The organism is Sphingomonas sp. CCH9-E2 (genome assembly GCF_001557215.1).
In the GTDB taxonomy this organism is placed as follows: domain Bacteria; phylum Pseudomonadota; class Alphaproteobacteria; order Sphingomonadales; family Sphingomonadaceae; genus Sphingomonas.
Map to the genome: position 1 here is coordinate 1 of NZ_LSJM01000072.1, position 19,300 is coordinate 19,300.

Annotated in this window: 23 protein-coding genes; 8 read left to right on the forward strand and 15 right to left on the reverse strand. The window is 66.5% G+C overall.

What is annotated here, in order from left to right:
* Positions 1 to 119: 119 nt before the first annotated feature.
* The 11 genes from efp to tkt all read right to left on the reverse strand — a co-directional run bounded on the left by efp (position 120) and on the right by tkt (position 10,557).
* Positions 120 to 683 (reverse strand): elongation factor P, encoded by a 564-nt coding sequence (efp, locus tag AX681_RS04020; protein ID WP_066663168.1) that lies wholly within the window; start codon positions 681 to 683, stop codon positions 120 to 122.
* A 40-nt stretch (positions 684 to 723) separates the two neighbouring features.
* Positions 724 to 1,323 (reverse strand): M23 family metallopeptidase, encoded by a 600-nt coding sequence (locus AX681_RS04025; RefSeq protein ID WP_066663165.1) that lies wholly within the window; start codon positions 1,321 to 1,323, stop codon positions 724 to 726.
* The gene (locus AX681_RS04030; protein ID WP_197422015.1) at positions 1,320 to 2,354 is read right to left on the reverse strand and encodes a L,D-transpeptidase family protein; all 1,035 of its coding nucleotides are present in this window, start codon (positions 2,352 to 2,354) and stop codon (positions 1,320 to 1,322) included. Before AX681_RS04030 ends, AX681_RS04025 begins: the two co-directional genes overlap by 4 nt.
* A 50-nt stretch (positions 2,355 to 2,404) precedes the next feature.
* Positions 2,405 to 2,812: a low affinity iron permease family protein gene (locus tag AX681_RS04035; protein WP_066663159.1), complete on the reverse strand. Its 408-nt coding sequence runs from the start codon at positions 2,810 to 2,812 to the stop codon at positions 2,405 to 2,407.
* 18 nt (positions 2,813 to 2,830) lie between these two features.
* Positions 2,831 to 3,520, reverse strand: coding sequence for a thiamine phosphate synthase (gene thiE, locus AX681_RS04040; protein ID WP_066681857.1), 690 nt, complete (start codon positions 3,518 to 3,520; stop codon positions 2,831 to 2,833).
* A gap of 40 nt (positions 3,521 to 3,560) precedes the next feature.
* The gene (locus AX681_RS04045; protein ID WP_156442599.1) at positions 3,561 to 4,601 is read right to left on the reverse strand and encodes a hypothetical protein; all 1,041 of its coding nucleotides are present in this window, start codon (positions 4,599 to 4,601) and stop codon (positions 3,561 to 3,563) included.
* Positions 4,602 to 4,674: 73 nt separating this feature from the next.
* Positions 4,675 to 5,580, reverse strand: a complete 906-nt coding sequence (locus tag AX681_RS04050) for a fructose bisphosphate aldolase (protein WP_066656949.1) — start codon at positions 5,578 to 5,580, stop codon at positions 4,675 to 4,677.
* Between the two features lie 101 nt (positions 5,581 to 5,681).
* The gene (locus AX681_RS04055) at positions 5,682 to 6,872 is read right to left on the reverse strand and encodes a phosphoglycerate kinase (protein ID WP_066656942.1); all 1,191 of its coding nucleotides are present in this window, start codon (positions 6,870 to 6,872) and stop codon (positions 5,682 to 5,684) included.
* The gene (locus AX681_RS04060; RefSeq protein ID WP_066656941.1) at positions 6,869 to 7,324 is read right to left on the reverse strand and encodes an MOSC domain-containing protein; all 456 of its coding nucleotides are present in this window, start codon (positions 7,322 to 7,324) and stop codon (positions 6,869 to 6,871) included. Before AX681_RS04060 ends, AX681_RS04055 begins: the two co-directional genes overlap by 4 nt.
* A gap of 250 nt (positions 7,325 to 7,574) precedes the next feature.
* Positions 7,575 to 8,582: a type I glyceraldehyde-3-phosphate dehydrogenase gene (gene gap / locus AX681_RS04065; RefSeq protein WP_066656938.1), complete on the reverse strand. Its 1,008-nt coding sequence runs from the start codon at positions 8,580 to 8,582 to the stop codon at positions 7,575 to 7,577.
* 10 nt (positions 8,583 to 8,592) lie between these two features.
* On the reverse strand, positions 8,593 to 10,557 hold the full coding sequence (gene tkt / locus AX681_RS04070; RefSeq protein ID WP_066656923.1) for a transketolase: 1,965 nt from the start codon (positions 10,555 to 10,557) through the stop codon (positions 8,593 to 8,595).
* 146 nt (positions 10,558 to 10,703) lie between these two features.
* On the opposite strand from tkt, the gene AX681_RS04075 reads away from it, so the two are divergent.
* From AX681_RS04075 to AX681_RS04100, 6 genes are all read left to right on the forward strand, one after another.
* Positions 10,704 to 10,889 (forward strand): hypothetical protein, encoded by a 186-nt coding sequence (locus AX681_RS04075; protein WP_066656921.1) that lies wholly within the window; start codon positions 10,704 to 10,706, stop codon positions 10,887 to 10,889.
* Positions 10,889 to 11,176, forward strand: coding sequence for a cell division protein ZapA (locus AX681_RS04080; RefSeq protein WP_066656919.1), 288 nt, complete (start codon positions 10,889 to 10,891; stop codon positions 11,174 to 11,176). Before AX681_RS04075 ends, AX681_RS04080 begins: the two co-directional genes overlap by 1 nt.
* A 56-nt stretch (positions 11,177 to 11,232) precedes the next feature.
* Positions 11,233 to 11,484: a type II toxin-antitoxin system ParD family antitoxin gene (locus AX681_RS04085; protein ID WP_066656917.1), complete on the forward strand. Its 252-nt coding sequence runs from the start codon at positions 11,233 to 11,235 to the stop codon at positions 11,482 to 11,484.
* A complete protein-coding gene (locus tag AX681_RS04090; RefSeq protein WP_066656913.1) occupies positions 11,485 to 11,805 on the forward strand; it encodes a type II toxin-antitoxin system RelE/ParE family toxin in 321 nt (106 codons plus the stop codon).
* A gap of 241 nt (positions 11,806 to 12,046) precedes the next feature.
* A complete protein-coding gene (locus AX681_RS04095) occupies positions 12,047 to 12,601 on the forward strand; it encodes a 5-formyltetrahydrofolate cyclo-ligase (protein ID WP_066656911.1) in 555 nt (184 codons plus the stop codon).
* The gene (locus AX681_RS04100; RefSeq protein ID WP_066656909.1) at positions 12,598 to 12,816 is read left to right on the forward strand and encodes a DUF2842 domain-containing protein; all 219 of its coding nucleotides are present in this window, start codon (positions 12,598 to 12,600) and stop codon (positions 12,814 to 12,816) included. The genes AX681_RS04095 and AX681_RS04100 overlap by 4 nt, the downstream gene beginning before the upstream one ends.
* On the opposite strand, the gene AX681_RS04105 is transcribed toward AX681_RS04100, so the two are convergent.
* Positions 12,813 to 13,175: a PRC-barrel domain-containing protein gene (locus AX681_RS04105; RefSeq protein WP_066656907.1), complete on the reverse strand. Its 363-nt coding sequence runs from the start codon at positions 13,173 to 13,175 to the stop codon at positions 12,813 to 12,815. The two genes, AX681_RS04100 and AX681_RS04105, sit on opposite strands and share 4 nt — an antisense overlap.
* 89 nt (positions 13,176 to 13,264) lie before the next feature.
* On the opposite strand from AX681_RS04105, the gene AX681_RS04110 reads away from it, so the two are divergent.
* Both AX681_RS04110 and AX681_RS04115 read left to right on the forward strand, forming a co-directional pair.
* On the forward strand, positions 13,265 to 15,145 hold the full coding sequence (locus AX681_RS04110) for a M1 family metallopeptidase (protein WP_066656904.1): 1,881 nt from the start codon (positions 13,265 to 13,267) through the stop codon (positions 15,143 to 15,145).
* A 63-nt stretch (positions 15,146 to 15,208) separates the two neighbouring features.
* Positions 15,209 to 16,468: a sensor domain-containing phosphodiesterase gene (locus AX681_RS04115; RefSeq protein ID WP_066656902.1), complete on the forward strand. Its 1,260-nt coding sequence runs from the start codon at positions 15,209 to 15,211 to the stop codon at positions 16,466 to 16,468.
* Between the two features lie 155 nt (positions 16,469 to 16,623).
* On the opposite strand, the gene AX681_RS22330 is transcribed toward AX681_RS04115, so the two are convergent.
* The 3 genes from AX681_RS22330 to AX681_RS04125 all read right to left on the reverse strand — a co-directional run bounded on the left by AX681_RS22330 (position 16,624) and on the right by AX681_RS04125 (position 19,208).
* Positions 16,624 to 16,788 (reverse strand): hypothetical protein, encoded by a 165-nt coding sequence (locus tag AX681_RS22330; RefSeq protein WP_197421845.1) that lies wholly within the window; start codon positions 16,786 to 16,788, stop codon positions 16,624 to 16,626.
* A 267-nt stretch (positions 16,789 to 17,055) separates the two neighbouring features.
* The gene (locus tag AX681_RS04120; protein WP_066658462.1) at positions 17,056 to 17,391 is read right to left on the reverse strand and encodes a DUF423 domain-containing protein; all 336 of its coding nucleotides are present in this window, start codon (positions 17,389 to 17,391) and stop codon (positions 17,056 to 17,058) included.
* Complete coding sequence (locus AX681_RS04125; protein ID WP_082737891.1) at positions 17,388 to 19,208, reverse strand: monovalent cation:proton antiporter-2 (CPA2) family protein; 1,821 nt, start codon at positions 19,206 to 19,208, stop codon at positions 17,388 to 17,390. The genes AX681_RS04120 and AX681_RS04125 overlap by 4 nt, the downstream gene beginning before the upstream one ends.
* Positions 19,209 to 19,300: the final 92 nt, after the last annotated feature.

Genomic DNA, 19,300 nt, shown 5'->3' on the forward strand with positions numbered 1-19,300 from the left:
CCTATAGCCCTCTCCCCTTCAGGGGAGAGGGTTGGGAGAGGGGAATGAATGGGAGGCGGCCCCAAAAAAAACAGGCCCCTCTCCCCGACCCTCTCCCCCGAAAGGGAGAGGGAGTCTTATCAGTCCGCCCGGCGGACGTAGGTCTGCTCGTACACATCGACCACGATGCGCGTGCCGCTGGCGATGTGCGGTGGGACCATGATGCGCACGCCATTGTCGAGGATCGCGGGCTTGTAGGACGACGATGCCGTCTGGCCCTTCACCACAGCGTCGGCCTCGACGATCGTCGCTTCGATCGTGTCGGGCAGTTGGACGCTGATCGCCTCGTCCTCATACAGCTCCATGACGACGTCCATGCCGTCCTGCAGGAAGGCCGCCGCGTCGCCGAGAAGGTCGCGGGGCAGCGTGGTCTGGTCGTAGGTTTCCTTGTCCATGAACACGAGCGAGTCGCCTTCCGGGTAGAGGAACTGGAAATCCTTGGTGTCGAGGCGGATGCGTTCGACCGTCTCGGCCGAGCGGAAACGGACGTTGTTCTTGCGGCCGTCGCGGAGATTCTTCATCTCCACCTGCATATAGGCGCCGCCCTTGCCCGGCTGGGTGTGCTGGATCTTCACCGCGCGCCAGATGCCGCCTTCATATTCGATGATGTTGCCGGGACGGATGTCCACGCCGCTGATCTTCATGGGGATCGCCTACAGTGCTGAGAAAGACAGGCGGCGGCCCTTAGCGATCTACGCGCGATCCGGCAAGCAGCGGATAGGGGTCGATCGGCGTCCCTTGATGCCACCGCTCGCCCGCAGCCATGCGGTTGACGCCGAAATGCAGATGAAAGTTGCCCGCGCCCGAATTGCCGGTGTCGCCGACATAGCCGAGCACATCCCCGGCCCGCAGCACCCTGCCCTCTGCGATCCCCGGCGCATAACCCGCGAGATGGGCGTAATAATAGATCCACGCGCCATCGGTGGAGCGCTGGTAGAGCGTGATACCCCCGCCGCCGTTCGAGTAGAACAGCTTCTCCACCCGCCCGTCCGCAGCCGCGATTACCGGGCTGTTGGCGGGGGCGATGATATCGAGTCCCTCATGCGCCCGCGTACCACCGCCGCGCGCTTCACCCCAGTTGCTGCGCAGCGTTTCAACGCGCACGCCCCGCACCGGTACGATCAGCGCTCCGCGATGCGGGGCCTGCGCCGTTCGTGAAGCAACCGGCGTCAGCTGCGCGCTGGCGGTGCTCGGCTCGACCACGCGGATCGTCGCCGCGAGGAAGGCGATCAGCGCGACCGCGCAACCGCCGAGCACCCACAGAACGATCCGCAGCCGGCTCATTCCTGGAAGATCACCGGCGTGCCCGGTGACACCATCAGCGCCAGCCGCGCCGCGTCCCAGTTTGTCAGACGGATACAGCCATGGCTCTCGCTCCGCCCGATCAGATGCGGTTCGGGCGTGCCATGGATGCCGTAATGCTCCTTGCTCAGGTCGATCCACACCACGCCGACCGGGCTGTTCGGACCGGGCGGCAGCAGCGCGTCGGGCTTCTTGTCGCTGACGTCCCAGAACAGCTTGGGATTATAGTGGAAGTCGGGGTTGGTCGCGACGCCATTGATCTTCCAGCTGCCGATCGGCAGCGGATCGCGCTTGCTCCCCGTCGTCACGTTGAACTGCGCCGCGAGCATGCCCTTGGCATCGAACACGCGCAGCACCTTGTCCGATTTGTCGACCACGATGCGCGCTGCCTTGGGCTGCACTGCGTTGACGTTGAGATCGGTCAGCGTGCGCCGCCACTCCGGCTTGATGTCGGCGGGATAGTCGCGCGACGCGGGGATCGCATTCGGCACCTCCACCGGCACGCCGACTGCCAGCCGCGTGTCGGCGCTGTTGAGTTCGATCAGCACCTGTGGTGTCGTGTGGAACATCTCCGCCAGCTTCTCGAGCGCGCTGCGATAGCCCATCGTCTTCAGCTTCGCCTGCGCCTGCGGGTCGCGTGGCCACGGGCGGATGAAGGGACCTGCCAGCATCTCCGGCGTCAGGCGCACGATCCGCGTCGGGCGGATCGCGCGGTGTGCGTGGAGCGCCTGCAGCGTGCGCGCATCGGTCTTGCCGGTCACCGGGATCTGGCGCGTGATCTGAAACGCCTTCAGCGCCGCGGTCAACCCCTGCCCCTCGCGCCCGTCGAGCGGACCGGGCGGAAAGCCGAGCTGGTCCAGGATCGCCTGAACATGCAGGATGTCGCGGCTCAGCGCTGGCCTGGCCAGTGCCGCCGGCTGGCTCGCCGCGTTCTGCGCCTGCACCGCCACCGCGCCACCCGACGCGATTGCCATCGCCGCGATCAATCCTGCCACACCCTTACGCACACGCATTCTCCGTCTCGTTACAGCGGGATAACGAGGCAACACCGGCGCGGTTTCCATCAATAGCGGTTGCGCAGCCGATCAACCGTCGCGGCGGGATGCGCCGATGGGTCTTCGCGCACCTCGCCCTCGATCGCGGCGCGGATCGCCTCGATCTCGGTATCGCTGCGATGTTCGATGCCGATGAACTCGTTCCGTGCCCCCTCGATTGCGCGGATCAGCTCGTCAAGCTTGGCCTGCAGCGCCGCCGCGTCGCGGTTCTGCGAATTCTGGATCAGGAACACCATCAGGAAGGTGACGATGGTCGTGGAGGTATTCACGATCAGCTGCCACGTGTCCGAAAAGCCGAATATCGGCCCGGTCAGCCCCCAGCCGACGATCAGCAGCACCGCGACGATGAACGCCACCGGCTGCCCCGCCAGCGCGGCGATGCGACCGGCGACGATCGTGAACACCCGGTCGAGCATCTGCCTGTCCCCCTGCGATCAGCGCGCCGCGTTGAGCACGGCATCGAACGCGCGCACCGCTGCGGCTTCGTCGCCATTCCATACCGCACCCGACACGGCGATGAAGTCTGCTCCCGCGCTCACCAGCGGCGCGGCATTGTCCGGCGTGATCCCGCCGATCGCGACGCAGGGAAGCTCGAACACCGTCGTCCACCACGACAGGATCGCGGGGTCGGGACGGTGCGTCGTCGCCTTGGTCGTGGTCGGGTAAAAGGCGCCGAACGCGACATAATCCGCGCCGGCCTCTCCCGCCTCCATCGCTAGATGGCGGCTGTCGTGACAGGTCACGCCGATCTGCGCCGCCGGGCCGAGCACGCTGCGCGCCTCACGCGGGTCGCCATCGCCCTGCCCCAGATGCACGCCATCCGCGCCCAGCCGTTTGGCCAGGCTGATGCTGTCATTGACGATGAACGCGACCTCGCGGTCGGCACAGATGCGCAGCAGCGGTTCGGCGAGCCGCGCCGCCTGATGCTGGTCGACGTCCTTGACGCGGAACTGGAACGCCGCGACCGGCCCGGCGTCGAGCGCGCGGGCGAGCCGGCCGGGAAAGGCGCCATCCACGTCGAGCGGCGAGATCAGGTACAGCTGGCACGGCGGGCGGCTGTCGTCGCGCTTGAACTGTGCAGCGAATTCGGGGCCGAGCGGCGGCAGGTCGTCATCATCGATCATGTCGCGCTGATAGGCCGTGGCGCGGCAGACGGGAAGCCCGTCAACGCGCGCCCGCGATGACCTCCGCCTGCCGCGTGTGGACGGCGTCCAGTTCGACCCGTGTGGTTCGCAACACCTGCATCACCGACTGGAGGTCGTTCAGTGTGAGCGGAGTCTGGGTGGCGCGCTTGCCCGCGGCGCGGATCGCGGCGCTGTACCGCTTGGCGATCGCGAAACTGTCGCGGTACATGCCGATCGCAGTGTGCGATTTGGTGAGCATCGCCTTGGCGCTGCGCCCTTCGGCATCGGCCCCGGTCTCCAGCGTCAGCGCCATCGCCTTGGCTTGCCCCGTCTCGACCGAGGCCATTCCGGCGGCGATCACCTTGTCCATATCGTCGGCGATGCGCAGCATATCAGCAGAAAATGTCGGATCGCGCCGACGGAGCGAAACATGCCCGTTCGCCGTCATCAAGCGCGATGCCGAACGGAAGTAGAGCTGCTCGAACCGCATGGCTTCGCGGCCCGGATCGTCCGCTTCCAGCGTCGCCATCCATACACCGGCCATGGTTTCCTGTGCCTGGAACAGCGTTTTCGCCGAACCGACCAGTTGCGTCAGCGCCCCCTCCGCTGCCTTGATATCCTTGCGGGCCAGTGCTCGCAGCACCGGGGGAAAGGAATCGAGCACGGCGTCGAGCTGATCGAGCGTTCGCGCCATTTCGACCTTCACCGCCGCCGTTTGGACCTCCGGAGCCAGTTGGAGCGTCGGAAAGTCGGGGCTTGGCAGCGCGGCGAGCTTCTGACGGGCATCAACGATCGCGCGCTTCACCTTTGCGAGAACGGGCAGGAAGCGCGCTTCAGCGGCCACGAAATTGCCGCCGCTGGTCGCCGCCTGCCATTCGGGACCCAGCGTCCGCACCTCGTTCATCGCCGGCGTGACGGCACCGTCGAGCGCCAGCACCCATTCGCCAAAAGCGACGAGTTCGCGGTGCGCGGTTTCTGCCTCCCCGGCCGCCGCCACCTTGGCATCGCCGCGGTCGGCGGCACTGGCTCCGCCGGTCGGCATCAGGACGAGGCACAACCCCGCCGCAAACAGCTTCAACACCTTCAAATTGCCCCCGAATCGCGATGTTCAGGGACAGAGTGTTGCCTTGGCCGCCAAAGGTCGAGCGGAAACGTCAGACGGTGGCCATTGCCTTGGTCGTCGATGCCGCGTGGATCGCGTCGATCGCCTCACCCAGCGATGCGTCGAATTCGGCGTCGGTCATGCCGTGGCGCAGATCTTCGAGCAGCGCGCGGCTGAAGCTGGCGATCATGCCGCGGTTCTTCGCCAGTTCGGCACAGGCCTCGGGGCGCTTGAAGCCGCCGGACAAAGCGACGACGCGCAGCACCTTGGGATGATCGACCAGCGGGTCGAACAGGCCGGGGGTCGCGGGGATCGACAGCTTGAGCATCACCTGCTGGCCCTCGGGCAGGGCGTCGAGCGCCTTCAGAATCTCGTCGCGCAGGATCGCGTCGGCCTGCGCGCGTTCGGGCGACTTGATATTCACCTCAGGCTCGATGATGGGCATCATGCCGTGGCTGAGCACCTGGGCGCCGATCTCGAACTGCTGCTTGACGACCGCGGCGATGCCCTCGGCATTGGCGAGGTTGACGACCGAGCGCTCCTTGGTGCCGAACACACCGAGGTTCTTGGCTTTCACCAGCAGCGCATCGAGATCGGGCATCGGCTTCATCAGCTGGACGCCGTTTTCCTCGGCCTCAAGGCCCTTGTCGATCTTGATGAACGGCACGACGCCGCGCTCGATCAGCGCGGCAGGGGTCGGCTTGCCATCGACCTGGCCGTCCATCGTGCGTTCGAACAGGATCGCGCCGATCACCTTCTCGCCGCTGAAGCTCGGCGCGGTGATGATGCGGCTGCGCATCGCGTGGATCAGGCCGAACATCTCCTCTTCGGTCGCCCAGGCATCTTCGGAAACGCCATAGCCGGCCAGCGCCTTGGGCGTCGAACCGCCGGACTGATCGAGCGCGGCGATGAAGCCGTTACCTTCGGCAATCTTGGCGGTCATTTCGGCGGTGTTCATCGCTGGCATCCCTGTTCCGACACTTTGTTGCGCGGCCTATTGCAGCGCGGCAACGGTCTGAAAAGCCTGACAACGATAGCCAAGCGACCGAAAAAATGCCGTCAGCGCGTCAGCGCGGCCACGCCCGGCAGTTCCTTGCCCTCCATCCACTCCAGGAACGCGCCGCCGGCGGTGGAGACGAAGCTCATCTCGCCCGCGACGCCCGCCTGGTTGAGCGCGGCGACGGTGTCCCCGCCCCCGGCGACCGAGACGAGCGACCCTTCCTTGGTCAGCGCGGCGACGGTGTGGGCGAGCGCCATGGTGGCGGTGTCGAACGGCTTGGTTTCGAACGCACCGAGCGGGCCGTTCCACACCAACGTGCGGCAATTCTTGAGCACGTCCGCCAGCGCCTCGCTCGCCGCCGGGCCGATGTCGAGGATCATCTCGTCGGCGGCGACCTCATGGACGTTGCAGGTGCGCAGCGACGGCGGGTTGGCGGCGAATTCCTTCGACACCACCACGTCATAGGGCAGATGGATGGTGCAGTTCGCCCGGTCGGCGGCGTCGAAGATTTCCTCGGCCGTGCCGGTCAGTTCATGCTCGCACAGCGACTTGCCGACATCGACGCCACGTGCGGCGAGGAAGGTGTTGGCCATGCCGCCGCCGATGATCAGGTGATCGACCTTGCCGACCATCGCTTTCAGCACATCGAGCTTGGTCGAGACCTTGGCGCCGCCGACGACCGCCGCGACGGGGTGGTCGGGGTTGCCCAAGGCCTTGTCGAGCGCGTCGAGTTCGGCCTCCATCTGGCGTCCCGCGAATGCGGGCAGACGGTGCGCCAGCCCCTCGGTCGAGGCATGGGCGCGGTGCGCGGCGGAGAAGGCGTCATTGACGTAGAGGTCGCCGAGCGCGGCGAAGCGGTCGACCGTCGCGGGGTCGTTCTTTTCCTCTCCGCCGAAGAAGCGGGTGTTTTCGAGCAGGCCGATATCGCCCGGCTGGAGCGTCGCGACCGACTCCGCGTCACCCTCCCAGTCGATATAGCGCACCTCGCGACCGAGGACCTGGCTGAACGGCCGGGCGAGCTGCGCGGTCGAGTGTTCGGGGCTCGGCACCTTAGGACGGCCGAAATGGGCGAGGATCAGGACGATTGCGCCCCGGTCCGCGAGTTCGGCGACGGTCTGGACAGCCGCGCGGAAGCGATTGTCGTCGGTCACCGCGCCATCGGCCATCGGCACATTCAGGTCTTCGCGCACCAGCACCCGCTTGCCGGTGATGTCGCCCATATCGTCAAGGGTCTTGAATGCACGCGTCATGGTTCGATCCTGATGCTGTCGCCGACGGCAATGGTGCCGGGCGTGATGACTTTGGTGAGAGCGCCGCCGCGCCAGTCGGGCGTGAGCGCGGCGCGAAGCCCATCGGCCAGCGCCTCCATCCGCTCACAGGGTTCGGTTTCGCAGGTGATTTCGAGCACGACGTCCGCGCCGATGCGGATGCGGGTGCCGGGGGTCTGGGGCAGGTCGAAATCCTCGACCAGCAGATTGGCACGACGCTGTTCCCAGGGAAGCGAATGCCCGACCTGCGCCATCGCGGCGTCCCAGTCGTTCGCTTCGATCAGGCTGACCTGCCGCTTGTACGGCTTGCCCTTCATCGCGCCGCGAAAGTCGCCGCCGATCCCGCCTTCCAGCGTGACGGTGGCGTGGTCGATGGTCTCCATCGGCCCCTTGGGGATGGCGTGGCGGGCGATGCCGGTGATGCGGCCGGTCATGCGATCGCTCCGATTGAACGGGTAGTGGAATACCCGTTCCTGACAAGTCTGACGTTTTTCGCCATGTGTATGCGCGTGTCAGGCTGACGGTTCGGGATGCTGTTTGGGGCTGGACATGGGCGAAGATGCGTCATGCCTCGACCCTAACCGAAACGGGATGTTGTAGGAAAGCGGGAGGGCGCGTCACTGCGGCAACTCGCCGAATGACAGACCCTCCCCTAACCCCTCCCGCGAGCGGGAGGGGAGCTTGTCAGCCCAGCTTGGCCATGGTGCTGGCGGTGTCGACCATGCGGTTCGAGAAGCCCCATTCATTGTCGTACCAGCTGACCACGCGAACCAGCTTGCCGTCGATGACCGCGGTTTCGAGGCTGTCGATGGTCGACGAGGCCGGGTTGTGGACGATGTCGATCGACACCAAAGGCTCGTCGCTAAATGCGAGCACGCCGACCAGCGAGCCGCTTTCCGACGCCGCCTTGAGGATCGCGTTGACCTCTTCCTTGGTGGTGTCGCGCTTGGGCGTGAAGGTCAGGTCGATCAGCGAGCCGTCCGGCACGGGGACGCGGACCGACGAGCCGTCGAGCTTGCCCTTGAGCTCGGGCAGCACTTCGCCGACCGCGCGGGCAGCGCCAGTGGTGGTTGGGATCATGCTCATCGCAGCGGCGCGGGCGCGGCGCATGTCCGAGTGGATCTGGTCGAGGATCTTCTGATCGTTGGTGTAGGCGTGGATCGTGGTCATCAGGCCACGTTCGATGCCGATGCTGTCGTTCAGCACCTTCGCCACCGGGGCGAGGCAGTTGGTGGTGCACGATGCGTTCGACACGATCGTGTGGCCGGCCTCGAGCTTGTCGTGGTTGACGCCATAGACGACGGTCAGGTCGACATTCTTGCCGGGGGCCGAGATCAGCACCTTCTTTGCACCCGCATCGATATGCTTCTGTGCGCTTTCGCGGTCGGTGAAGAAGCCGGTGCATTCGAGGACGAGGTCGACGCCGTTCGCGGCATGCGGCAGGTTCGCGGGATCGCGCTCCTTGGTCACCTTGATCCGCTTGCCGTCGATGATCAGGTCATCGCCGTCCGCGCTCACGGTGCCGGGATAGCGGCCATGCACGCTGTCGCGGCTGAACAGCCAGGCGTTCGACTTGGCGTCGGCCAGATCGTTGATCGTGACCAGTTCCAGACCGCTTTCCGGGCGCTCCAGGATCGCGCGCGCCACCAGGCGTCCGATGCGTCCGAACCCGTTGATCGCAACCTTCGTCATTCGTCTCTCCTTAAGCGGCAAGCCGTGCAATAATCTGTGGGGCGATCGCGTCTGCGGTCAGCCCGAAATGGCGATAAAGGTCTTCGGCCGGACCCGACGCGCCGAAACCGTCGATGCCGAAGTTGAGGCCGTTGAGGCCGGTGTAACGCTGCCACCCGAAGGTGCTGCCAGCCTCGATCGACACGATCAGCGCGTCGGCGGGCAGGATGTCGGCACGGTAGGCCGCGGGCTGGGCGTCGAACGCCTCGGTGCAGGGCATGGACACGACATCGGCACCGATGCCCTGAGCTTCAAGGGCGGTACGGATATCGGCGGCGATTTCGACTTCCGAGCCGGTGGCGAGCAGCACGACCTTGCGGTCGCCCTGTGCCGACTGGAGGCGATAGGCACCCTTGGCGACCTGCCCGACATGGTCGGCACCGAGCAACGGGCGCAGGTTCTGGCGGGTGAGCACCAGCATCGAAGGGCCATCAGCGTTGCGCAGCGACAGGTCCCAGGCGGCAGCCGTCTCGACCGCGTCACACGGACGCCAGACGTTGAGGTTGGGCATGGCGCGCAGGCTCTGCAGATGCTCGATCGGCTGGTGGGTCGGGCCGTCTTCGCCCAAGCCGATGCTGTCATGCGTCATCACATAGACGACGCGCGCGCGCTGGAGCGCCGAGAGGCGGATCGCGCCGCGCGCATAGTCGGAGAAGACGAGGAAGGTGCCGCCATAGGGGATGATGCCGCCGTGCAGCGCCATGCCGTTCATCGCGGCGGCCATGCCGAATTCGCGGATGCCGTAATAGACATAGCGGCCGGCATAATTGTCGGCCGTCAGGGGACCGGTCGCCTTGGTCTTGGTGTTGTTCGAACCCGTCAGGTCGGCCGAGCCGCCGATCAGCTCGGGCAGGTTTTCGGTCAGCGGCTCGAGCGCCATCTCGCTCGACTTGCGCGTCGCGACCTTGGGCGGGTTGGTGAGCAGGTCGGCGATGTAGCTGTCGAGGTTGAAGGCGGGCAGCTCGCCCGCCATGCGGCGCTCGAACTCGGCACGGTCGGCATGGGCGGCGAGGCGCGCCTTCCACTCGGCATGCGGCGCAGCGGCGCGCTTGCCCGCGTCCAGCCAGGCGGCGGCGATGTCGGCTGGGATTTCGAACGGGGCGTGGGTCCAGCCGAGCGCTGCGCGGGCAGCGGCGACTTCGTCGGCGCCGAGCGGCGAGCCGTGGACCTTGCTCGTCCCGCCCTTGTTCGGCGCTCCCTTGCCGATCACGGTCTTGCAGCGGACCAGCGAGGGGCGCGGGTCGGCGAGCGCGGCGTCGAACGCGGCGGCGATGCTGGCGGGATCATGGCCGTCGCAGGCGACGACGTGCCAGCCGGTCGCTTCGTAGCGGGCGGGGATATTCTCGCTCGACGACAGCGACACCTTGCCGTCGATGGTGATGTCATTGTCGTCCCACAGCACGATCAGGCGACCGAGCTTGAGGTGCCCGGCAAGGCCGATCGCTTCGTGGTTGATGCCTTCCATCAGGCAGCCGTCGCCCGCGATCACCCAGGTACGGTGGTCGACGAGTCCGTCGTCGAACACGGCGTTGAGGTGACGCTCGGCCAGCGCCATGCCGACCGCCATGGCGAGGCCCTGACCCAGCGGGCCGGTGGTGCATTCGACGCCGGGCAGCTCGAAATTCTCGGGGTGGCCGGCGCACGGGCTGCCGACCTTGCGGAAGTTCTTGATGTCGTCGAGCGTCGGGCGAGCGTAACCGGTCAGGTGCAGCAACGCATAGATCAGCATCGAGCCATGGCCCGCCGAAAGCACGAAGCGGTCGCGGTCGGCCCATTTGGGATCGGTCGGATCGTACTTCAGATAGTCGCTGAACAGCACCGTCGCGACATCGGCCATGCCCATCGGCATGCCGGGATGGCCCGAATTGGCGGCCTCCACCGCGTCCATCGACAAGGCGCGGATGGCATTGGCGCGGTCGGCGAATGAAATGGTCACGGCATATCCCCTTTCGGGCCTGCGCGCGTCGCGTTGAGTCTCGCCACGGCCCGGCGAATCGAAGTTGGCGTGCCAATGGGGCGCGCGGGCGCAGTCGTCAACCGCGCGGGGTTGCGACTTGGGTAAAGCGTCCCTATCCACCCGGCATGGCGGATGCGGAACCCTCCGCGCTCGATCGGATCGAGCGCGCGCTTACGCGGATCGAGGCTGCGGCTGCGCGCCGCGCCTTTGACGCCGAACGGCTGGAACATCGGCACGCGGTGCTGCGCGGCAAGGTCGAGCAGGCGATTGCTGCGCTGGATGCGCTGATCGAACAGGAAGGCGACGCCTGATGGGTCAGGTCACCCTCACCATCGCCGGACGCAGCCACAGCATCGCCTGTCGCGATGGCGAGGAGCTGCATCTGGAGCGGCTCGGGGCGTTGCTGGAGAAGCACGCCGACACCGCGGTGCGCGCGTCGGGTGGCCTCAGCGGCGAGCGGACGATGCTGTTCCTGGCGCTGATCCTGGCCGACCAACTTGACGAGGCGGAGCGCAACCCGCCGGGCGGCGTGTCGCCGGTGCTGCTCGACAATCTAGCGGACCGGCTGGAGGCAGTGGCGGCGGCGCTGGAGCAATAACGAAAATTGCGCAGTTTTTGTTATTGAGGTAGGTTCCTTCGCGAAGGGGTGATGCGATGAACGTATCAATCGGTGAACGCTGGGAAGGCTTTGTCGAGGGCATCGTCAAGTCGGGCCGCTATGGCTCGGCAAGCGAAGTCGTTCGCGAAGGGCTGCGGCTGGTCGAGGAGCGCGAATCCAAGCTGAAGGCGCTGCGGGATACGCTCAATGCCTCGATCGAACGCGGCGGCCAGTATAGCCGCGAGGACGTGCGTCAGTCCGTCGAGGCGGCGCTGGATGAATGGGAAGCCAATCGCGCAGACCGCTAAATGCGACCGCTGACTTACACGAGCGCGGCCCGGCAGGATTTGGTGGAGATTGCCCTGGGCATCGCCGAGCGAAGCGGCAATCGCGAGATCGCAACTGCCTTTGTGGCCAAGCTGGAGGCGCGTTGCGGACGATTGGCGGCGTTGCCGGGGTTGATGGGGACGATGCGGCCCGAATTGCGGCCGGGCATTCGATCGATCGTTCACCACAACTATCTGATCTTCTTCCATTATGTGGGTGAGGGTGTCGAAGTGGTCAACATCCTGCCCGGACGGCGCAACCTGGATCTGCTGTTTGAGGCGAACGACCCCGATCCCCATTGATCCGTCGGCTCTGCGCCCCTAAATTGGCGGTGGCGGGTACTGCCCGGTGCGAGCTTTAGCGATTATCCCTGAGGCGATTCTTCATCCATGGGGGCTGTCCCTGCTCAGATCCTGGTCTGTGGCACATGGTCCCCACCTGACGTAAACGGCGTCAGAGGATATTCAAGCACACGGCCCATGGTGGTCCCGCCAACGGATTTGGTCAGCGAGGCCGCGGCTTCGCAGGGTGCGAAGCGCGATTATGGCTGACGACAAACGGACCCTGCGCGCCCGGATGCGCGCGCTGCGTGACGAGTTCGCGATGACCATCGGGGGCGTGATCGAGCCGCCCGCTGCCCTGCTTGCGCGGTTCGGGCCGGGGGTGACGGTTTCTTCCTATATCCCGGTGGGCAGCGAGGCCGATCCGACCGCGATCGCCTGGGCCGCGCGGGAGGCCGGGTGCCGGATCGTGCTGCCGCATGTTACCAGCCGCGAGTCGCCGGTGCGCTTCTTTGCGTGGGAGCCGGAGCATGCGCTGGTCGACGGGCCGCTGGGACTGCGCCAGCCCGATGACGGCGGCGTCGAGTGCGATCCCGATATCGTGCTCACCCCGTTGCTGGCGTTCGACGCGGCGATGAACCGGCTCGGCCAGGGCGCGGGCCATTATGACCGGGTGTTCGAGCGGCTGCCCGATGCGTGGCGGATCGGCATCGCCTGGTCGGTGCAGCAGGTCGAGGCGCTGGCGACCGACAGCTGGGACATGCCGCTGCACGGCGTGGTCACCGAAGCCGCCGCGCATGGCGAGGCCGCAGCATGACCCCGAGCTGGCGCAAGCCCGCCGGGGCGTTCGCGATCATTGCATTGATCATCATCTGGTGCGTCGCGGTGGCGAGCCTGTCGCGGATCGTCGGCGAATGGCCGGTCCTCATCCAGTTGGTTTTCTACGTCTTCACGGGGATCGTGTGGATCCTGCCGCTCAAGCCGCTGTTGCTGTGGATGGAGACCGGCCGCTGGCGCGTGCCGCGCGATTAGAGCGCGGGAACGCCGTAATAGGCGTAGACCTCTTCGCCATAGGCGCGGTCATAGGTCGGCTCTTCACCTTCGCGATCGTAGTTCGGCGCATTTTCGAGCTTTTCGCGGCTGAGCGATACGACATAGCCGTCCTTGTCGGTGTCATAGGTCAGCGCCTGCCACGGCACGGGATAATGGCGGTGGCCGATGCCGAGCACGCCGCCAAACGCCATCACGGCATATTCGGCGCGGCCCGAGACCTTGTCGACCATGAAGCGTTCGACATGGCCAAGCTTTTCGCCGCTGGCGTCATAGACGCTGGTGCCTTCAACGCGGTCCGAGGCGATCAGGCGGTTGGGGCTGTCGATGGTGGTGTTCATCGCATCTCTCCTTCGATTTCAGGGATATGGCCCCAACGCATGAGCGCCGCGCTTGTGCCGAACGAAATCGGGTCGTAGCAGTTGCGACCATGCGTATCCTGACCCTCGCAGCGTTGCTGCTCGCCTCCGCCGCCCCTGCCCTCGCCCACGGCCAGACCGCCAAGGTCGCGCCGGTGCTGGCCACGCCCGAGGCGAAGGATGTGTGGACCTATGCCCGCCCCGCCGAAGCGCGGGTGACGCATGTCGACCTCGACCTGCACATCGATTTTGCAAGCAAGACGATCAGCGGCGTCGCGGTGCTGGATGTGGCGGCGGCCAAGGGTGCGAAGGAGATCGTGCTCGATACGCTCGACCTCACGATCACCGAGGTAAGCGACGAAAAGCGCGTCAAGCTGCCGCACACGGTCGGCCCGAAGGACCCGGAGCTGGGCAGCCCGCTGACCATTCAGCTCAACGGCGCGAAGAAGATCCGCATCGCCTATAGCGCCAGCCCCGGCGCGCGCGCGCTGCAATGGCTGACGCCCGCGCAGACGCAGAGCAAGACCCTGCCCTTCCTGTTCAGCCAGGGGCAGGCGATCAACAACCGCAGCTGGATCCCGACGCAGGACAGCCCCGGCATCCGCCAGACCTGGGCCGCGACGGTGACCGTGCCCGACGGCTTCGTGCCGGTGATGAGCGCGCAGATGCTGGACGGCGCGACCGGCGCACTGCTGCCGCACCAGCGGCGGAAATTCCGGTTCAAGATGGACAATCCGGTGCCGCCCTATCTGATCGCGATCGCGGTCGGAGACCTGAAGTTCAAGGAAATCGGCCCGCGCACCGGGGTATGGGCCGAGGCCGGGATGATCGACGCCGCCGTGTCCGAATTCGCCGATGTCGAAAAGATGATCGACGCGGCGCAGGCGCTGTACGGCCCCTATCGCTGGGGCCGCTACGACATGCTCGTCCTGCCCCCCTCCTTCCCCTATGGCGGGATGGAAAACCCCAATCTCACCTTCTTCACCCCCACGATCATCACCGGCGACCGGTCGAACACCGATGTGCTGGCGCATGAGCTGGCGCATAGCTGGTCGGGCAATCTGGTCACCAACGCGACCTGGTCGGACGGCTGGTTGAACGAGGGCTTCACCACCTATTTCGAGAACCGGATCATGGAGGCGCTGTACGGCAAGGAGCGCGCCGCGATCTATTCGGACCTCGACTATGCCGGGATGCTGCGCGACGTGAAGAATGCCGGCGGCGACAGCGCGCCGTCGACGCGATTGCATGGCGAGCCGGGCGACAGCGCGGGGCAGCTGGATTATCTGAAGGGCAGCACCTTCCTGCGGACCATCGAATATGCGGTCGGGCGGAAGCGGTTCGACGCATACCTGCGCGGCTATTTCGACCGGCACGCCTTCCAACCGCAGACCAGTGCGGGGTTCCTGGCCGATATCCGCAAGCATCTGATCAAGGGCGACAAGGCGCTGGACTCGAAACTCCAGCTCGACCGCTGGGTCTATCAGCCGGGTGTGCCGCCCAACGCGGTGCAGGTGAAGTCGGATACGCTGGCCAAGGTCGATGCGCAGCTCGCCGCGTTCAATGCGGGCGGGCCGGCTTCGGCGATCGACACGGCGGGCTGGCAGACGCAGCAATGGCAGCGGTTGCTGGGCGGGCTGCCGCGCCAGCAGAGCGCGGCGCGGCTGGCCGAGCTGGACGCGGCGCTTAAGCTGACCAGCTCGAAAAACGCCTATGTCCAGTCGGCCTGGTTCGATCTGGCGATCGCCAACCGGTACGCGCCGGTGATCCCGGCGCTGGAAGAGTATTTGACACGCGTCGGTCGCAACCTGCTGGTCACGCCGCTCTATCGCGGGCTGAAGGCACAGGGTGACTGGGGCACCCCGATCGCGCAGCGGATCTTCGAGAAGGCGAAGCCGGGATATCATCCCGTAACGGTCGGCGCGGTGACGCGGATTTTGGAGACGCGCTGACCGAATCTTCACACTCCCCCCTGTAGAACTACGCATGTGATGGTTCGACAGGTTGGAGGCGAGATGACGGTTGACGGCGAGACGCTGGGCGCGACGGCGCTGCGCGAGATTATTGCGTCAGCCAGCAGCACCGGCAGTTCGGATGCGATCATCGCCCGCGCGTTGCAGGCGGTGCGCGCGCATCTGGGGCTGCAGGTCGCCTATGTCTCCGAGTTCGTCGGCAATGATTCGGTGTTTCGCGTGGTCGACGCGCCGGGGCTGGAGCATCTGGCCAAGGCGGGCGACGTCCATTCGCTCGACGATGTCTATTGCCGCCACATCCTGGCGGGGCGGTTGCCCGAGCTGATCCCCGATACCGCCGTCGAGCCGATTGCCGCCGCCATGCCGATCACGGCTGCCGTGCCGATCGGCGCGCATGTCAGCGTGCCGATCCGCCTGTCGGACGGACGCACCTATGGCATGTTCTGCTGCCTTGGCCCCTTTGCGAGTCCCACGCTGAACCCCCGGGACCTTGGCATGATGCGCGCCTTTGCCGATCTGGCCGCGTTCGAGATCGAGCGCGATCTGGGCAATCGCGAGGAAGCGGCAGCGTCGCGCAGCGCAATCGAGCAGGTCATGGCCGAAGGGCTGATGGACATTCACTATCAGCCGATCTTCAGCCTCTCCCAGGGGCGGCCGGCCGGCTACGAGGCGCTGGCGCGGATCACGGTCGAGCCGTATCGCTCGCCGGACAAATGGTTCACCCAGGCGGCGCTGGTCGGGCTGGGCGAGGCGTTCGAGCTGTTCGCGATCGACCGCGCGCTGCAAGGCCTGTCGCAGCTCCCCGACCATGCCTATCTGTCGGTCAATGCCAGCCCTGCAACCGCGATGTCGCCCGATCTGCTCGCGATCCTGCGCCGCGCGCCGCTGGACCGAGTCGTGGTGGAAGTCACCGAACATGATCGCGTTTCAGACGTGTGCACGTTGCTCGACCGGCTTGCGCCGCTGCGCGCCGAGGGGCTGAAGATCGCGGTCGACGATGCCGGATCGGGCTATAGCGGGCTGCAGCAGATCATCCAGATGCGCCCCGATCTGGTGAAGCTCGACCGCTTCCTGATCGAGGACATTCAGCATGATCCGGGCCGCCGCGCGCTGGCCGCCGGGCTGATGATGTTCGCCCGCGACACCGGCAGCCGGCTGATCGCCGAGGGGGTCGAGCGTGAGGATGAGTTGGCCGTGCTACGCGCGCTGGGGATCGATTTGATCCAGGGATATCTGCTGGGGCGGCCGCAGCCGCTGGCGGCGATCCGGGATGCCGGGGCGGAACTGCGGGCGGCGGGTTGATTCATCCTTCCTCGCCAGGGGGAGGTGGCAGCGCAGCTGACGGAGGGGGAGGAAGGGTATCGGCTTGAGTGCAGAGGACATCGCCGCCCTCCCCCTCCGTCGCCTTCGGCGCCACCTCCCCCTTGCGGGGGAGGATTGAGTTTCCCCCGCCTCCGCTACAGCACCCGCTTGCCCTTGGTCCGCCCGGTCAGGTGAAAGCCGAAGCAGCGGTCGCAGCGATAGGGGCGCAGGGTGATCGTCGCGGCCAGCGCTGCGGCTTTAGCGTCGTTTGCGCCCGCAAAGCGTCGCTTGCGGCGACAGACGCTTAGCCGCGTGCGCATGCTATTGCAGGCACCCACCAAAGGTCAGATGTGCCAGAACCTCACTGAGAAAGAGTGCGGGCAACAGGCCGATCAGTGCCAGCCCAGCGCCTGCAACACGTTCGATCGGTGCGCGGAGCAGCACCAATGGAGTCACGACACCTGCGCCTAAGGCGAATAGAATGAGATAAACGGTAGGCTGTGGCGCGAGAAACCCTATCCAAGGGGTCAGTATCATCGCGGCCCCGGTCAGAACCGCAACTAGCCATGTCCACGGCGCGTCAGTCACTACCCGCCCCGCAGTGCGTGCCATGCCAGCCACAGCCAGCCGATGATCAGCGCGGTGCCGCCGATTGGCGTGATCGCGCCCAGCCAGCGCGGTGCGCCGAAGGCCATGGCGTAGAGCGTGAAGGCGAAGATCGCGGCCCCGGCGACGAACAGCCAGCCCGCGCTTCGTGCGCCCATCTGCACCGCGACCAGCGCGGCGACGACATGGATCAGCTGATAGGTCGCACCGGTGCGCAACCACTCCGCGGCCTTGCCCTCCGCACCATGCGCGCCGAATGCGCCTGCGCCGATCGCGATGGCGCCGGACAGCGCGGCGAGGGCGACCAGCGCGTTCATCCGCACTCGCTCCCGGTGGACGGCTTGGGCTCCAGCGGATCGGGGGCGTCGCGCCGACCGGGGCGCCAGTCGAGGTCGGGGTCGGCGATGATCGCCTCCCGCGCCGCAGTCAGGCTACCGGCTTCGTGCTGGATGCGCAGCCGTTCGCGATCGCGGCGGCGGTAGAGGTCTTCGGTGCGGTCGATCTCCTCGATATCGACGCCGACCGCGTCCATCGCCTTGCGCGCCATGACGATGGCGGATTCGAGCACCTCGCGCACCACGCCGCTCGCCGGGGTGTCGCGCAATTTGAGCAGCGCGCGGCGGTCATAGGCGCGCACGAAGATCGATGCGTTGGGGAAGGATTCGTGGACGGCCTCGACCAGTTCCGGTTCGATCTTGTCGCCGTCGAGGCAGAAGAGGATCAGCTGCGCCTCCCCCGCCCCCGCCTGGCGCAGCATGTCGATGCGCGTGCCATCGCCATAATAGACCTTCGCACCGAACTGGCCGGCGATGTCGATCATCTCGATATCGGTATCGATCAGCGTCACGGCGATGCCCTGTGCATTCAGCATCTGGCCGACCGTCTGGCCGAAGCGGCCATAGCCCACGATCAGCGCGTTCGAGCCATCGGCGACCGGACCTTCGCGCTCGCCGGTCGGTTCGCTGTCCTCGGCGCGGAAGCGGCGGGTGAACATCATCAGGAACGGGGTGGTGGCCATCGAGAGGGTCACGACCGCGCTGAACACGCTGACCGCTTCGGGTGCGATCAGCAGCGCGTTCTGCGCCTGCGCAAACAGGACGAAGCCGAATTCGCCGCCCTGGCTGAGCAGCAGGCCGAGCGCGAGCGCCTGACGCCACGGCATGCGGAAGGCCATGGCGAGGCCAGTGATGACGATCGTCTTGGTGACGATCAGCGCGGCGGCCATGCCGAGGACGAACACCGGGCGCTCGGCAATGGCGTTGAGGTCGAGCATCATGCCGACCGAGAGGAAGAACAGACCGAGCAGGATCGAGCGGAACGGCTCGATATCGGCCTCGATCTCGTGCCGGTACGGGCTGTCGGCGAGCATCACGCCGGCGATGAATGCGCCGAGCGCGGTCGACAGGCCGATCGACTGCATCAGCGCGGCGGCGCCGACCACGGTGAACAGGCCGGCGAACACGAACAGCTCACGCTCGCCCCAATTGCCGATCAAGCGGAACAGCGGGCGGAGCAGATAGCGACCGGCGAGCACCAGCCCGGTGATCGCGGCGACGGTGTAGATGGCGAGCAGCCAGCCGGGAGGCCCTTCCGCATCCGCCGGATTGCGGCTGAGGATCGCGATGATCGTGATCAGCGGGACGATCGAGATGTCCTGGAACAACAGGGTCGAGAAGGCGCGCTCGCCGAACGGGGTGCGCAGGCGGCCTGCGCTTTGGAGCATCGGGAGCACCTGCGCGGTCGAGGACAGAGCGAGCGGGAGGCCGAGCGCGAGTGCGGCGGAGAGCGAGAAGTTCGCGCCGTATCCGATCACCAGGCTGAGTGCGACGCCGCACAGCACGACCTGCAGCAGGCCGAAGCCGAAAATGTCGCGCTTCATCCGCCACAGCCGCGACGGGCTGAGTTCGAGGCCGACGAGGAACAGCAGCAGCGCGATGCCGAATTCGGCGATGCCCATCTTGCTTTCTGCGCCGCCGACGAGGCCGAGCACTTGCGGACCCACCAGTGCGCCGGCGACGAGATAGCCGAGCGTCGCGCCCAGCCCCATGCGGCGGAAGATCAGGACGAACAGCAGCGCGAAGCCGAGCAGCGGGGCGCTTTCGGCGACGAAGCTGTGCGCGGCACCGTGATCCATCAGGCGGCCTTTTCGGTGCTGGCGAGCGCGGCGGCTTCGGCGACGGCTTCAAAGGCGAGGCGGATCGAGGGGTGGCGCGCGCTGTGCGGGAG